This window comes from Roseobacter sp. FCG-D35 (assembly GCF_033436665.1).
Lineage (GTDB): Bacteria > Pseudomonadota > Alphaproteobacteria > Rhodobacterales > Rhodobacteraceae > JAWQFO01.
This window is the reverse complement of the sequence record NZ_JAWQFO010000002.1, coordinates 354,876-369,051: the sequence shown is the minus strand read 5'-3', so window position 1 is coordinate 369,051 and position 14,176 is coordinate 354,876. Positions and strand designations below refer to the sequence as shown.

At 65.7% G+C, this 14,176-nt stretch carries 13 protein-coding genes; 12 read left to right on the top strand and 1 reads right to left on the bottom strand.

Annotation, left to right across the window (positions count from 1 at the left end; translation table 11 throughout):
- Window positions 1-357 precede the first annotated feature (357 nt).
- The 8 genes from R5H30_RS05925 to R5H30_RS05890 all read left to right on the top strand — a co-directional run bounded on the left by R5H30_RS05925 (window position 358) and on the right by R5H30_RS05890 (window position 8,088).
- On the top strand, window positions 358-1,155 hold the full coding sequence (locus R5H30_RS05925; protein WP_318327154.1) for a phosphoadenosine phosphosulfate reductase: 798 nt from the start codon (window positions 358-360) through the stop codon (window positions 1,153-1,155).
- A 38-nt stretch (window positions 1,156-1,193) separates the two neighbouring features.
- A complete protein-coding gene (pyrC, locus tag R5H30_RS05920) occupies window positions 1,194-2,228 on the top strand; it encodes a dihydroorotase (protein WP_318327153.1) in 1,035 nt (344 codons plus the stop codon).
- Between the two features lie 66 nt (window positions 2,229-2,294).
- Entirely contained in the window at window positions 2,295-2,975 is a 681-nt protein-coding gene (locus R5H30_RS05915) for an orotate phosphoribosyltransferase (protein ID WP_318327152.1), read from the top strand.
- Between the two features lie 154 nt (window positions 2,976-3,129).
- Complete coding sequence (locus tag R5H30_RS05910) at window positions 3,130-4,623, top strand: replicative DNA helicase (RefSeq protein ID WP_318327151.1); 1,494 nt, start codon at window positions 3,130-3,132, stop codon at window positions 4,621-4,623.
- A gap of 47 nt (window positions 4,624-4,670) precedes the next feature.
- On the top strand, window positions 4,671-5,465 hold the full coding sequence (locus tag R5H30_RS05905; protein ID WP_318327150.1) for a DUF1194 domain-containing protein: 795 nt from the start codon (window positions 4,671-4,673) through the stop codon (window positions 5,463-5,465).
- Window positions 5,466-5,540: 75 nt separating this feature from the next.
- Window positions 5,541-6,575 carry an alanine racemase gene (alr, locus tag R5H30_RS05900; protein WP_318327149.1) on the top strand — a complete coding sequence of 345 codons (1,035 nt, stop codon included), beginning with the start codon at window positions 5,541-5,543 and terminating at the stop codon, window positions 6,573-6,575.
- Complete coding sequence (locus R5H30_RS05895; protein ID WP_318327148.1) at window positions 6,572-7,345, top strand: MlaE family ABC transporter permease; 774 nt, start codon at window positions 6,572-6,574, stop codon at window positions 7,343-7,345. Before alr ends, R5H30_RS05895 begins: the two co-directional genes overlap by 4 nt.
- Entirely contained in the window at window positions 7,342-8,088 is a 747-nt protein-coding gene (locus R5H30_RS05890) for an ABC transporter ATP-binding protein (RefSeq protein WP_318327147.1), read from the top strand. Before R5H30_RS05895 ends, R5H30_RS05890 begins: the two co-directional genes overlap by 4 nt.
- 63 nt (window positions 8,089-8,151) lie before the next feature.
- Here the strand turns inward: R5H30_RS05890 and R5H30_RS05885 are convergent, their stop codons facing one another.
- A complete protein-coding gene (locus R5H30_RS05885; protein WP_318327727.1) occupies window positions 8,152-9,453 on the bottom strand; it encodes a short-chain fatty acyl-CoA regulator family protein in 1,302 nt (433 codons plus the stop codon).
- Window positions 9,454-9,679: 226 nt separating this feature from the next.
- Here R5H30_RS05885 and R5H30_RS05880 point away from each other — a divergent pair, with 226 nt between their 5' ends.
- From R5H30_RS05880 to R5H30_RS05865, 4 genes are all read left to right on the top strand, one after another.
- Window positions 9,680-11,032, top strand: coding sequence for a substrate-binding protein (locus tag R5H30_RS05880; RefSeq protein ID WP_318327146.1), 1,353 nt, complete (start codon window positions 9,680-9,682; stop codon window positions 11,030-11,032).
- Window positions 11,033-11,136: 104 nt separating this feature from the next.
- Window positions 11,137-12,168, top strand: coding sequence for a branched-chain amino acid ABC transporter permease (locus R5H30_RS05875; RefSeq protein WP_318327145.1), 1,032 nt, complete (start codon window positions 11,137-11,139; stop codon window positions 12,166-12,168).
- Between the two features lie 6 nt (window positions 12,169-12,174).
- Entirely contained in the window at window positions 12,175-13,365 is a 1,191-nt protein-coding gene (locus R5H30_RS05870; RefSeq protein ID WP_318327144.1) for a branched-chain amino acid ABC transporter permease, read from the top strand.
- Between the two features lie 11 nt (window positions 13,366-13,376).
- Complete coding sequence (locus R5H30_RS05865) at window positions 13,377-14,141, top strand: ABC transporter ATP-binding protein (protein WP_318327143.1); 765 nt, start codon at window positions 13,377-13,379, stop codon at window positions 14,139-14,141.
- Window positions 14,142-14,176: the final 35 nt, after the last annotated feature.

The following is a 14,176-nucleotide window of genomic DNA, read 5'->3' as shown; positions in this document are numbered from 1 at the left end:
GCGAAATGACGCGGGGCGCCGGAGAACGGGCGCACGGTGCTGTGAGAAGAAATGACCTTTACTCGCGGGCCGAGCTTGGCCAACATGATAACCACGAATTTTTTCATGTTTTCAGATAGGTCGTCCGCTGGCGACAGACTGTTTTCACAACGACCCGACCATTTCTGGAACGACTGCGTTATAGACTGACAGGATTGTGCGCCGCTTTTCGCGCGGTACGAGAATAGGTATGATATGACGATTTCGGCTCCGGATTTTGGACCACCCCTCAAAACGCTCGACAAGGCGACTTGGACCGCGGGAATCCGGTCGGTCGCCGATGAGCACGGGTACGCCCGGGATCTCGGGGGGCGTCATATGGCTGCTTTCGTCAACGGCGGACCGACCCTGCTCGTCAGTTTCGAAAGCCGGCAGGGCATCCAGGCGCTGTCACCCTCCGGCCACCCGTTCGGCTGGGACATGGCGCAGGGGTTCGGCTGGTCGCACATGGGGCTGATCTGCGACGGCGACACCTGGTTCCGTGATCCAGCGGTTTTCGCCTTCTTCGACAACCTTTCCGACGAGGGCGTCTTCGACGGCTACGACGAGGTCCTTTTCTACGGCGCCGGTCCCTGCGGCTATGCCGCGGCGGCGTTTTCCGTTGCCGCACCCGGTGCGCGCGTTCTGGCCATCCAGCCGCAGGCCACGCTCGACCCGGATCTCGCCGGGTGGGATCCGCGCTTCGTGGAGTTGCGGCGCATCGACTTCCGCCGGCGCTACGGCTACGCGCCGCGGATGCTGGACGCCGCCGCGCGCGCCTACGTTATCTACGACCCGATGCAACGCGAGGATGCGATGCACGCGGCGCTTTTCGCGGCACCGCACGTCACCCGGCTGACGCTGCCGAACATGGGGTCCGCGCTGCAGACCGACCTGCTGGAAATGGACGTGCTCTACGAACTTCTGGCGATGGCCGCGGACATGAGCCTCGAACGGCACGCGTTTTCGATGATGATGCGGGCCCGGCGCGACCACCCGCCCTACCTGCGCAGGCTGCTTGCCCGCCTCGAGCGCGACGAGCGCACGGGACTTGCCGAAATGCTCTGCCGCAATGTCGCCGCGCGTCTCGACGACGGGCGGTTTCTCAACAAGCTGCAGCGCCTGCAGGCGTCCTGAGGCTGGCGCGGCGCGGCGCGCTGTGCTAGCGCCGGGCCATGACCCAGACGCTCACGATCCGCCGGCCCGACGACTGGCACCTGCACCTGCGCGACGGCGCCATGCTGGAGGCGGTGCTGCCGCATTCCGCCGCCCATTTCGCCCGTGCGATCATCATGCCGAACCTCGTCCCGCCGGTGGTGACGGGCGCTCAGGCGGCGGAGTATCGCGAGCGCATCCTCGCAGCCCTGCCCGAGGGTGCCGTGTTCGAGCCGCTGATGACGCTTTATCTGACCGAGGAGACCGATCCCGCGGATGTGGCCGCCGCCCATGCCTCGGGACTGGTCAAGGCGGTCAAGCTCTACCCGGCCGGCGCGACGACGAATTCGTCGAGAGGCGTGCGCGACTTCGACAAGGTGCGCGGGGTGCTCGAGCGGATGGCGGAGATCGGTCTGCCGCTTTGCGTACATGGCGAGGTCACCGACCCCGACATCGACATCTTCGACCGCGAGGCGGTGTTCATCGACCGCGTGCTCGACCCGATCCGGCGCGCCACGCCCGGGCTGCGGGTCGTGATGGAGCACATCACCACGTCGGACGCGGTGGACTACGCGCGGGCGCAGGACGACACGCTGGGTGCGACGATCACCACCCATCACCTGGTGATCAACCGCAACCACATCCTCTCCGGCGGCATTCGGCCACATTACTACTGCCTGCCGGTGGCCAAACGCGAGACCCATCGCCTGGCGCTGCGCAAAGCGGCGACTTCGGGTGCGGCGCGGTTCTTTCTGGGCACCGACAGCGCGCCGCATACCGACGCCAACAAGCTCTTGCCCTGCGGCTGCGCGGGATGCTTCACGGCGCCCAACACCATGGCGATCCTGGCACATGTGTTTGAAGAAGAGCATGCGCTCGACCGGCTGGAGCGGTTCACCTCGCTGAACGGCCCGGCCTTCTACGATCTGCCAGTCAACGCGGCGACATTGACGCTCGAACGCGCCACCGGCCCCTGCCCCGAGCGCGTTGCAACCGAGGACGGCCCGGTCACGGTCTTCGATCCCGGGTTCACGCCCGCGTGGCGCGTGGCCTGAGGCGCGCCGAAGAACTTTCCGCCTCCGGCGGGGATATTTGAGAACCAGAGAAACGAAGGACCCGCGATGATCCCCTCGGCCTATCCAGACGCTTCCGAAATGGCCCGCCTGACGGCGCGCATGCTGCTCGAGATCAAGGCGGTACATTTCAACGCCGAGGAGCCTTTCATCTATTCCTCGGGCCTGCCGGGTCCGACCTACATCGACTGCCGCAAGCTGATCTCGTTCCCGCGCATCCGCGCGACGCTGATGGATTTCCTGACTGTCACGGTGATGCGCAACGCGGGCTTCGAGGCCTTCGACAATATCGCCGGCGGCGAGACCGCCGGGATTCCCTTCGCGGCGCTTGTGGCCGAACGCATGGGGCTGCCGATGACCTACGTGCGCAAGAAGCCGAAAGGCTACGGGCGCAACGCGCGCATCGAGGGCGCGATGACGGAAGGCGAGCGGGTGCTGCTGGTCGAGGATCTGACGACGGACGGCGGATCGAAGCTGAGTTTCGTCGACGCGATTCGCGAAACCGGGGCGACCTGCGGGCACACAGCGGTGATCTTCTACTATGGAATCTTCCCGGACACCGAAAAGACGCTGGGCGATCACGGGGTTGCGCTGCATCACCTGTGCACATGGCGCGACGTGCTGGCCGAGGCGCGCGCGCAAGGCGCCTTCGACGCGGCGACCTTGCGCGAGGTGGAAAGCTTTCTCGACGCGCCGCGCGCCTGGCAGGATGCGCGGAAAGCGGACTGAAGACCGCAAGATCTGGTATTTGACCTGACAGGAACGCCCGCATGGTGTAGCCTGCGGTAATACCGGCTTTTCCACACGTTATACAATTTGCCACCCGGCGGGCGTGTCGGATAAGAGGTCGGCCCTGGGGACAAGAACAACGGGCGGGGCAGCCATGAGCGAAGTTTTCAAGATCGATTCCGGCGCGGTGCAGGTCCAGGCGCCGGACACGATGCCACATTCGATCGAGGCCGAGCAGCAGCTGCTCGGCGCGATCCTGACCAACAACGACGTCTATGACCGCGTCGCCTCGGTGATCAGCGACAAGCATTTCTACGAGCCGGTGCACGCGCGCATCTACGAGATCTGTGCCGCGCGGATCGCCAAGAACAACCTCGCCTCGCCGGTCACCGTGAAGGCTTTCATGGAAGAGGACGAGGGCCTGAAGGAGCTGGGTGGTCCGGCCTATCTCGCGCGGCTGGCCGGTGCGGCCGTCTCGGCCTTCGCGGTGCGCGACTACGCACAGATGATCTACGACCTAGCCGTGCGCCGCGACCTGATCCAGCTGGGCCGCGACATCTCGTCGAAGGCCGCGAACGTCGACGTGGCCTCGGGCCCCAGCGAGCAGATCGTCGAGGCCGAGCAGGCGCTTTACGGGCTGGCCGAACAGGGCCAGGTCAATTCTGGATTCCAGAGCTTTCTCAAGGCGGTGACGGACGCGGTGAATGTCGCGAATGCCGCATACCAGCGCGACGGTGGGCTGGCGGGAATCTCCACCGGCCTCGTCGACATGGACAAGAAGCTGGGCGGGTTGCACAAGTCGGACCTTCTGATTCTCGCCGGGCGCCCGTCGATGGGCAAGACCTCGCTCGCCACCAATATCGCCTTCAACATCGCCAAGGCCTACCGGCGCGGGTCGCTGCCGGACGGGTCCGACGGAGCGGTCGAGGGCGGCGTCGTCGGGTTCTACAGCCTCGAGATGAGCGCCGAACAGCTGGCCGCGCGGATCCTGTCGGAAGCCGCCGAGATTCCGTCCGAACAGATCCGCAGGGGCGACATGACCGAGGCCGAGTTCCGCCGCTTCGTCGATGCGGCCAAGGCGCTGGAGGCCTGTCCGCTTTTCATCGACGACACGCCGGCAATCCCGATCGCCCAGCTGGCCGCCCGCGCTCGTCGCCTCAAGCGCACCCACGGGCTCGACGTGCTGATGGTCGACTACCTGCAGCTCGTCAAAGGCACCGGGCGCTCGGAGAACCGGGTCAACGAGATTTCCGAGATCACCATGGGGCTCAAGGCCATCGCCAAGGAGCTTGACATTCCGGTGGTCGCTCTGTCGCAGCTGTCGCGGCAGGTCGAGTCGCGCGACGACAAGCGCCCGCAGCTCAGCGACCTGCGCGAATCCGGCTCGATCGAGCAGGATGCCGACGTGGTGATGTTCGTGTTCCGCGAGGAATACTACAAGGAACGCGAAAAACCCTCGGACCACGATCTCGAGGCGATGGGGCGCTGGCAGGAAGAAATGGAGCGCCTGCACGGGCGCGCCGAGGTCATCGTCGGCAAGCAGCGCCACGGCCCGATCGGCACGGTCGAGCTGTCCTTCGAGGGTCGCTTCACCCGGTTCGGCAATCTCGTGAAGCCCTGGCAACAAGGCATCGAACACGGCCACTGACCATTCGTGATTGGACAGGAGGCGCGTTTTCTGGCGGACTTGGCGTTATGCGCTTGCCCGCCGCCATCGCCGCCCTGCTTCTTTTTCCGCTGACTGTCGCGGCCGAGACCACCGAGGTCGACGTCGAACTGTTCCTCGCCGTCGACGTGTCGCGCTCGATGTCCGCGGTCGAACTCGAGATCCAGCGCCGGGGGTATGCCGCGGCGCTGGTCAGCGACGAGGTGATCTCGGCCGTCGAGGGCGGCCTTCTGGGGCGCATCGCGATCACCTATGTCGAATGGGCCGGCGAAGGCTCGCAGACCGTGGTCGTGCCGTGGACTGTCCTGGCCTCACTGGAAGACGCCGTGGGCGTGGCCAACGCGATCACCGCGCGGTTCAACAACGGCATGCGGCGCACTTCGATCTCCGGCGCGCTCGACTACGCGGCGCGCGACATCCGCGAGAATGCATATGACGGGCTGCGACGGGTGATCGACGTCTCGGGCGATGGGCCCAACAACCAGGGCGGACCGGTGCTGGCGTCGCGCGACGCAGCACTGGCGGAGGGGCTCGTCATCAATGGCCTGCCGCTAATGACCAGCGACGCCTTCAGCGAGATCTGGGGCATTCCGGACCTCGACGCCTATTACCGCAACTGCGTGATCGGCGGTCCCGGCGCCTTCGTGATCCCTGTGTTGAACTGGGACCAGTTCGCCGAGGCGGTCAAGCGCAAGCTGGTGCTCGAGATCGCCTCGGTCCCTCCCGAAGCGGTTCCGGTCCAGTACAGGGCCGATGAGCCCTACGACTGCCTGATCGGCGAGAAGAAATGGCAGGAGAACCGGCGCTACTTCGACATTCCGTAAGGCGAGCCCGCGAGAGCCGGCCGCGGACCCGCGCCGAGGCTTGACCTTGCGCACGATCCTGTCATGAACGGGCGCATGGCCACCGGCACGCTTACCATCGACCTCGACGCGCTCGCCGCCAACTGGCGTGCGCTCGACCGCCAGACCCGCGTCGAGACCGGCGCGGTGGTCAAGGCCGACGGCTACGGTTTGGGCGTGGCGCCGGTGGCGCGGACCCTTGCCGCCGCAGGCGCACGGCAATTTTTCGTCGCCGTCGCCGAGGAAGGTGCCGCGCTGCGCAAGGCGCTTGGTCCGGGACCCGTGATCAGCGTCTTTTCCGGCCACATGGCCGGTGACACCGCCTTGCTGCGCGCGGCCAATCTGGTCCCGATGATCAACTCGGTCGACCAGATGCTGCAGCACGTCGAAAGCCTGCCCGGACACCCCTTCGGATTGCAGCTCGACAGTGGCATGAACCGGCTTGGCATGGAGCCGGCGGAATGGGCGGCGCTGCGCGACATCGCGATGTCGCAGAACCCCACGCTGATCATGTCGCACCTGGCCTGTGCGGACACGCCGGATCACCCGATGAATTCGGCGCAGTTGCAGGCCTTCGCGGAGATGACCCAAGGTGTCGACGCTCCGCGCTCGCTGGCGGCGACGGGCGGCATCCTGCTGGGACCCGACTATCACTTCGACCTGACCCGGCCGGGCATCGGGCTTTACGGCGGCCTGCCCTTCGTCGACGCCGCACCCGTGGTCACGCTCGATATTCCGGTCATCCAGGTGCGGGACGTTGAGGCCGGCGAAACGGTCGGTTACGGCGCGACCTGGACGGCGCAACGCCCCAGCCGGATCGCAACGATTTCAGCTGGTTACGCTGACGGGCTCATCCGGGCCATGGGGCCGCGCGCACGCCTGCATCACGGCGACGTCGCGGTTCCGGTCGCGGGGCGTGTGTCGATGGACCTCATCGGCGTCGATGTAACCGAGGTTCAGGGCGAGCCCGAGACGTTGCAACTCATGGGCTCGCACCAGTCCGTCGATACCGTGGCCGGGTTCTCCGATACGATCGGCTACGAGGTGCTGACCGGACTGCGCGGTCGGTACCGCCGGGTCTACGCCGAATGACACCATTGGCCCTGCTTGGCCGCACCGTTCTGGGGATGCTGGCGGCGATCGGGCGCGTGGCGCTTTTTGGTCTCGACACCGTGAGCCATTTCCTGCGCCCGCCCTTCTACGGGCGCGAGTTTGCCCATGCGCTGCTCAACATCGGATGGCTGTCGCTTCCGGTGGTGGGCTTGACCGCGATCTTCACCGGCGGCGCGCTGGCCCTGCAGATCTACGCCGGCGGCGCGCGGTTCAACGCAGAGGCGGTGGTGCCGCAGATCGTGGCCATCGGTATGGTGCGCGAACTCGGGCCCGTGCTCGTCGGGCTGATGATTGCCGCGCGCGTGACCTCCTCGATCGCCGCCGAGATCGCCACCATGAAGGTGACCGAGCAGATCGACGCGCTTGTGACCCTCTCGACCCACCCGATGAAGTACCTCGCCGTGCCGCGCGTGCTGGCCGCGCTCATTGCTGTGCCGCTGCTGGTGGCGGTGGGCGATATCATCGGCGTTTTCGGCGGCTACGCAGTCGCCACCGGCACGCTGGGCTTCAACGCCGCCGCCTACATCCAGAACACGGTCGACTTCCTCGAACCGCTCGACGTCATCTCATCCCTTGTGAAGGGGGCGGTCTTCGGTTTCCTTGCGGCGCTGATGGGCTGCTATTACGGCATGACCTCGGGCCGCGGCGCGATGGGCGTGGGGGCGGCCACCAAGGGATCGGTCGAGGCGGCCGCCGTGCTGATCCTGGCCGCCAACTTCGTGCTCACGGGGGTGTTTTTCTCGCTATGATCACGATGCAGGACGTCCGCAAGAGCTTTGGTGCCAACCACGTGCTGCGCGGCGTGACGCTCGACGTGCCGAAAGGGACCTCGCTGGTGATCATCGGCGGCTCTGGCACCGGCAAATCGGTTGCGCTGAAATGCATCCTTGGACTGATCCCGCCCGATTCCGGCCTGATCACCGTCGACGGCAAGGATGCTTCGAAAGGCGACCGCGACGCGTTTCTCGCTCGCTTCGGGATGCTTTTCCAGGGCGGCGCGCTGTTCGACAGCCTGCCGGTCTGGCAGAACGTGGCTTTCCGCCTGCTGCGCGGCTCGCTCAAGCGTCCGAAGGAGGAGGCGCGCGAGATCGCCGTCGAGAAACTGCGCCGGGTGGGCCTGAAACCGGATGTCGCCGACCGGCTTCCCGCCGAACTTTCGGGCGGGATGCAAAAACGCGTGGGCCTCGCGCGCGCGATCGCCGCGGAACCCGAGATCATCTTCTTCGACGAACCGACCACCGGGCTCGACCCGATCATGGCGGGTGTCATCAACGAGCTTATCCGCGAGATCGTCGTCGAGATGGGGGCGACCGCGATGACGATCACCCATGACATGACCTCGGTACGCGCGATCGCCGACACCGTGGCGATGCTGCATGACGGGGTCATCAAGTGGACCGGCCCGGTGAGCGAGATGGACGCCTCCGGCGATCCGCATCTCGACCAGTTCATCCACGGTCGCGCCGAGGGACCGATCGAGGCCGTGCGCTAGACGGCCGGCCCCGGAAAATTGCAATTTTCCGGCCCGTTTTCTGACCAGAAAACGGCTGGCGGCTCAGAGGCCCTCGCTCAGGATCGACGGTTCGCGCCGGCCCGGGCAGGCCTTGCGCGGGCAGACCCGGCAGTTCGAGCCGACCTCGACACACGTCCCGTCCGTTGTCTCCTCCTCGAACTCGGGCCGCGGCAGCAGCAGCATCGTGGCCTGCACCAGCGGCGGCGCGTTGTAGGCCGGAGCGCCGACTGTCTCGGCGGTGGCATAGCAGGCAAAGCCCGCGCGCCCCCGGCCCAGCTGGACCAGCGGCGTGAAGTCGACGCGTCCCGGGTCGGAGAGCACCGAGAACAGCGGCCAGAGCGGGCAGGCCGATCCGTACCGCGGGATCACGAACCCCCGCGTCGCCTTGCGAAACAGCAGGCTGCCGGCGCGATCGCACACCACCAGCCCCGCATTCAGTTCCGGCAGGCTCGCCAGACGGCGCAGGATCATGACCACTGGCGCCTCCAGAGTCCGCGCCAGCGCCACCGGGTCGGGCGGGCTGTCGCCCAGTGTGTCGCGCAGGCGCGACAAAGGAACCCGCGCGGCGTCCTGGGCGATCTGTCCCAGCATGCCTTGCGCAATGCTGCGCGCGCCCTTCGAGCGCAGGCTGTCCGCCGATCCCAGGATGGCATCGATGCCGTCCTCGCCCGCTTCGAGCGCCGGGAACAGGTAGTCGTTTTCGGCCAGGAAGGCCTCGACCTCCTCCTGCGGCGAACTTGCCCCCTCCTCGTTGCCCTGACCGGCATCGAGATAGCCCACCAGCGCCCGCGAGCTTTCGGCCAGGCGCCGGCTGTCCTCGTTGAGGTTGCCGTGGAAGCGTTCGCGCCATTCTGCGTCGAGGTCCGGCTCGTCAGCCAGAATAGAGGCGGTCGACCGGATCGATGCCGCCGTCGAGAGCAACTCGTGCACCGAGGCGGCAAGCTGCGGATCATGCGCGAGCCGGTCGGTCAGCGTTTCGACGGTGCGCTCCAGCGTCGAGATGCGCCGGTGGCCTGCCGCCAGCACCTCGGCCCAGGCCGGAAACCGTCCGGCAAGCTCGTCGGCGCGCTGCACCTCCTCGGCGGCGAGGTTCGCGCGCATCGCCGCCTCGCGCAGCGTCGCGATCTGCGCGGCCTCGGCGCCGATGGTCAGCGTCGAGGGCTCCACGCCCAAGGCCCTGGCGATGTCGAGCAGCAGCTTGCCGCCGATTCTGCGGCGGTTGTGCTCGATCAGGTTGAGATAGGAGGCGGAAATTCCCAGCATCCGGGCAAGCTCTGCTTGCCGCAGCCCGGCGACCGAGCGCCGCTCGCGGATCCGGCTGCCCGTCAGCCCCTCGCCTGCCATCCCGACGTCCTCCCAATCCCCTGCAATCTCAAGGGGTTTCTGCACCGCAACATCATGTAATTTACAGATTTGCGCTTCGACTTGTGCATTTATTTACAGAAATGTTCAGCCATTCAAGGCACTTGTTGCGCAATTTTCGTTTTGCCCGCCTTATCGTATTTGCACTTTTGTGCGCCGGGCCTGCGGGAGAGGCCGCCGGGCCCGCAAAATCACTGGGAGGAACAACATGGCATCGAACTTCACCCGTCGCGGGCTGCTCAGGACGTCGGCGATCGCCGGCGCGGGCCTGGCCGCGCCGACGATCTTCACCTCCGCCGCCTGGGCGCAAAGCTTCACGAACGAACCCACCGGCAGCTCTGTCAAGATCGGCTTCAACGTGCCGCAGACCGGGCCCTACGCGGAAGAAGGGCTCGACGAGCTTCGCGCGCAGGAACTCGCCGTGCAGCACATCAACGGCGAAGGTGACGGCGGCATGCTCAACACCTTCTCCTCGAAGGTGCTCGACGGCACCGGCATCCTCGGCAAGAAGGTCGAGTTCGTGACCGGCGATACCGCCACCAAGACCGACGTCGCGCGCGCCTCGGCCCGCTCGATGATCGAGAAGGACGGCGTGATCATGATCAACGGCGGCTCGTCCTCGGGTCCCGCCGTGGCCGTTCAGGCGCTCTGCCAGGAGGCCGGGATCATCTTCATGGCCGGCCTTACCCACTCCAACGACACCACCGGCAAGGACCGCAAGGCGAACGGCTTCCGCCACTTCTTCAACGCCTACATGTCCGGCGCCGCCCTCGGCCCGATCCTCGAGAAGGACCTCGGCACCGGGCGTCGCGCCTATCACCTGACCGCGGACTACACATGGGGCTGGACCCAGGAGGAATCGCTGATCGCATCGACCGAAGCGATCGGCTGGGAAACCGCCAACAAGGTGCTGACGCCCGTCGGCGCGGGCGACTTCTCGTCCTACATCACCCCGGTTCTGCAGTCGGGCGCCGATACGCTGATCCTGAACCACTACGGCGGCGATATGGTCAACTCGCTGACCCAGGCGGTGCAGTTCGGACTGCTCGACAAGCAGGTCAACGGCAAGGACTTCAAGATCGTCGTGCCGCTCTACTCCGAGCTGATGGCCGCCGGTGCCGGCGACAACATCAAGGGCATCTACGGTTCGATGAACTGGAACTGGCAGCTGAGCGACGAAGGCACCAAGGCCTTCGTGAAGTCCTTCGGCGAGAAGTACGGCCGCCCGCCGTCCAACTCGGCGCATACCTGCTACGTGCAGACGCTGCTCTACGCGGACGCCGTGACCCGCGCCGGATCCTTCGCGCCCTGCGCGGTGGCCGAGGCGCTCGAAGGCTTCGAGTTCGACGGCATGGGCAACGGCCCGACACTCTACCGCGCCGAGGACCACCAGTGCTTCAAGGACGTGCTCGTCGTGCGCGGCCGCGAGAACCCGACCTCGGAGTTCGACACGCTCGAGATCGTCGAGGTCACGCCGGTCGAGCAGGTCACCTACGCCCCCGATCACCCGATGTTCGGCGGCCCCGAGGCCTCCCTGGGCGAGTGCAACAACGGCGCCTGATCCGGCCCGACTTTCATGAAAACGCGGTGGCGCACGGAAACGTGCGCCACCGCCCCGCGCGGCGCGCAACGCTGCCAAGGGCCATGCGATAGGTGGGACACGCCATGGACGCAATTATCCTCCAGATCCTGAACGGCCTCGACAAGGGGTCGGCATATGCGCTGATCGCGCTGGGTCTGACACTCATTTTCGGCACCCTCGGCGTGGTGAACTTCGCCCATGGCGCGCTGTTCATGATCGGCGCCTTCTGCGCGGTCACCCTGCAGCGCCTGCTGACCCTGTCGACCACGACCATCGACGAGACGCGCACCGACTTTCTCGGCAACCCGCTTAAGGTCGAAACGCCTTATGTCTCGAGCTGGTTCGGAGAGGGCGTGGGATCTGCGATCATCGACTGGTCGGTGCCTCTGGCGATCCTTTTCGCGATCCCGGTGATGCTGGCGGTCGGCTACGCGATGGAACGCGGCCTGATCAAGCATTTCTACAAGCGCCCGCATGCCGACCAGATTCTCGTCACCTTCGGTCTCGCCATCGTGCTCCAGGAAATCGTCAAGTATTTCTTCGGCGCCAACCCGATCCCGACGCCGGCCCCGAGCGCCTTCAAGGGGTCTTTCGATTTCGGCGTGCTGCTGGGCTTCGATCCCTACACGGTCATCTACCCCTACTGGCGCCTGGTCTACTTCGCCTTCGCGATGCTGATCATCGGCGCGGTCTTCTGCTTCCTGCAATTCACCACCTTCGGGATGGTCGTGCGCGCCGGTATGGCCGACCGCGAGACCGTCGGCCTTTTGGGCATCGACATCGACAAGCGCTTCACTCTGATGTTCGGCATCGCCGCCAGTGTCGCGGGCCTGGCCGGGGTCATGTACACGCCGATCCTGTCTCCCAACTACCACATGGGCATGGACTTCCTCGTCATCTCCTTCGTCGTGGTCGTCGTCGGGGGTATGGGTAGTTTGCCCGGGGCCGTCCTGGCAGGCTTCCTGCTGGGCGTCCTCGAAGCTTTCGCCTCGATGACCGAGGTCATCGACCTGATCCCCGGGATCAACCAGGTCATCATCTACCTCGTCGCCATCATCGTCCTGCTGACGCGCCCGCGCGGCCTGATGGGACGCAAGGGCGTGATGGAGGAGTAACGAAACATGCTGGGCCTCAGAAAAAAAGACCTCACCCTCTTCATCGTCGTCTCGGTGCTCTGCCTGTTCGCGCCGATCCTGCTCAACCCGTTCCCGGAAGCCTCGGAGCTGTCGCAGTTCAACGCGGGCTACCCGGACCTGATGCAGCGCTTCGTGATCTTCGGGATCTTCGCGATCGGCTTCAACATCCTGTTCGGCCTGACCGGCTATCTCAGCTTCGGTCACGCCGCTTTCCTCGGGGTGGGATCCTACGCCGCGGTCTGGATGTTCAAGCTGCTGGGCTACAACATCATCCCGGCGATCATCCTCGCCGTGATCGTCTCGGCCCTGTTCGCGCTGCTGATCGGCTACATCTCCCTGCGGCGTTCGGGCATCTACTTCTCGATCCTGACCCTGGCCTTCGCGCAGATGTCCTTTGCGCTTGCCTACTCGGTGCTGACCCCGATCACCAATGGCGAGACCGGGCTGCAGGTCTATGCAACCGATCCGCAGATCCTGATGAGTTCCAGCTCGCCGCGCCTGCCGCATCTCTTCGGGCTCGAGATGCGTGCGACCCATGCCGTCGACGTCGGCCCATGGCTGTGGCAGTTCAACGCCGGCTACTATTTTTGCGCCGTGGTGATGATGGTCATGTTCTACATCGCCATCCGAATCTTCCGCTCGCCCTTCGGGCTGATGCTGCGCGCCGTGAAGTCGAACCAGCAGCGCATGCATTACACAGGCCTCAACACTCGGCCCTACGCGCTGGCGGCCTTCGTGATCTCGGGGATGTATGCCGGGCTCGCGGGCGGGTTGCTGGCCTCGATGGACCCGCTGGCCGGCGCCGAGCGGATGCAGTGGACCGCCTCGGGCGAGGTGGTGCTGATGACCATTCTCGGCGGTGCGGGCACGCTGATCGGCCCGGTTTTGGGGGCCGGCATGATCAAGTATTTCGAGAATATCTTCTCGAAGATAAACGACAACATCCTGCACCAGTGGTTCGCGGTCCTGCCCGACGGTCTGGAGAACGCTCTGGTGTTCATCATCCATCCCTTCGTCGGCAAGGGCTGGCATCTCACCCTTGGCCTGATGTTCATGCTCGTCGTCATCTTCCTGCCCGGCGGGCTGGTGCAGGGCGGGCAGCGCATCGGTCGTCTCTTCGGGCGCCGCAAGCGCGACGAGGACACGACCGACGGCAAGCGCCATCCGGCGGAATAAGGAGCAGGTCGATGGGAATCCTCGAGATCAAGAATGTCGGCAAGCGCTTCGGCGGGTTGCAGGCACTCGCCGACGTCAACCTCAGCGTGGCCGAGAACTCGGTCCACGCGATCATCGGACCGAACGGGGCGGGCAAGTCGACGCTGCTCAATTGCCTCGTCGGCAAGCTGATCCCGGACACCGGATCGGTCATGTTCGACGGCCAGTCGGTGCTGGGCCGCAAGCCCTACGAGATCAACCAGATGGGCATCAGCCGGGTGTTCCAGACGCCCGAGATCTTCGGCGACCTGACGGTCATGGAGAACATGATGATCCCGTGTTTCGCCAAGCGCGACGGGTCGTTCGAACTCAACGCGCTGACCCGCGTGGTCCGCCAGGCCGACGTGATCGAGCGGGCCGAGAAGGCGCTCGAGGACATGAACATGCTCGACAAGCGCGAGATGCATGCCGCCGCGCTGTCGCGCGGCGACAAGCGCCGGCTCGAGATCGGCATGTGCCTCAGCCAGGAACCGCGCCTTCTGCTGCTCGACGAGCCGACGGCGGGAATGGCACGGGCGGACACCAACAACACGATCGACCTGCTCAAGCAGATCAAGGACGAGCGCGACATCACCATCGCCATCATCGAACACGACATGCACGTGGTGTTCTCGCTGGCCGAGCGGATCACCGTGCTGGCACAGGGCACGCCGCTGGTCGAGGACACCCCGGAGAACATCAAGGGCCATCCCAAGGTGCGCGAGGCCTACCTGGGCGAATCCACCGCCGGTCACTGACATCGCTTCTGCGCGGCGGGTTCGGCCCGGCCGCC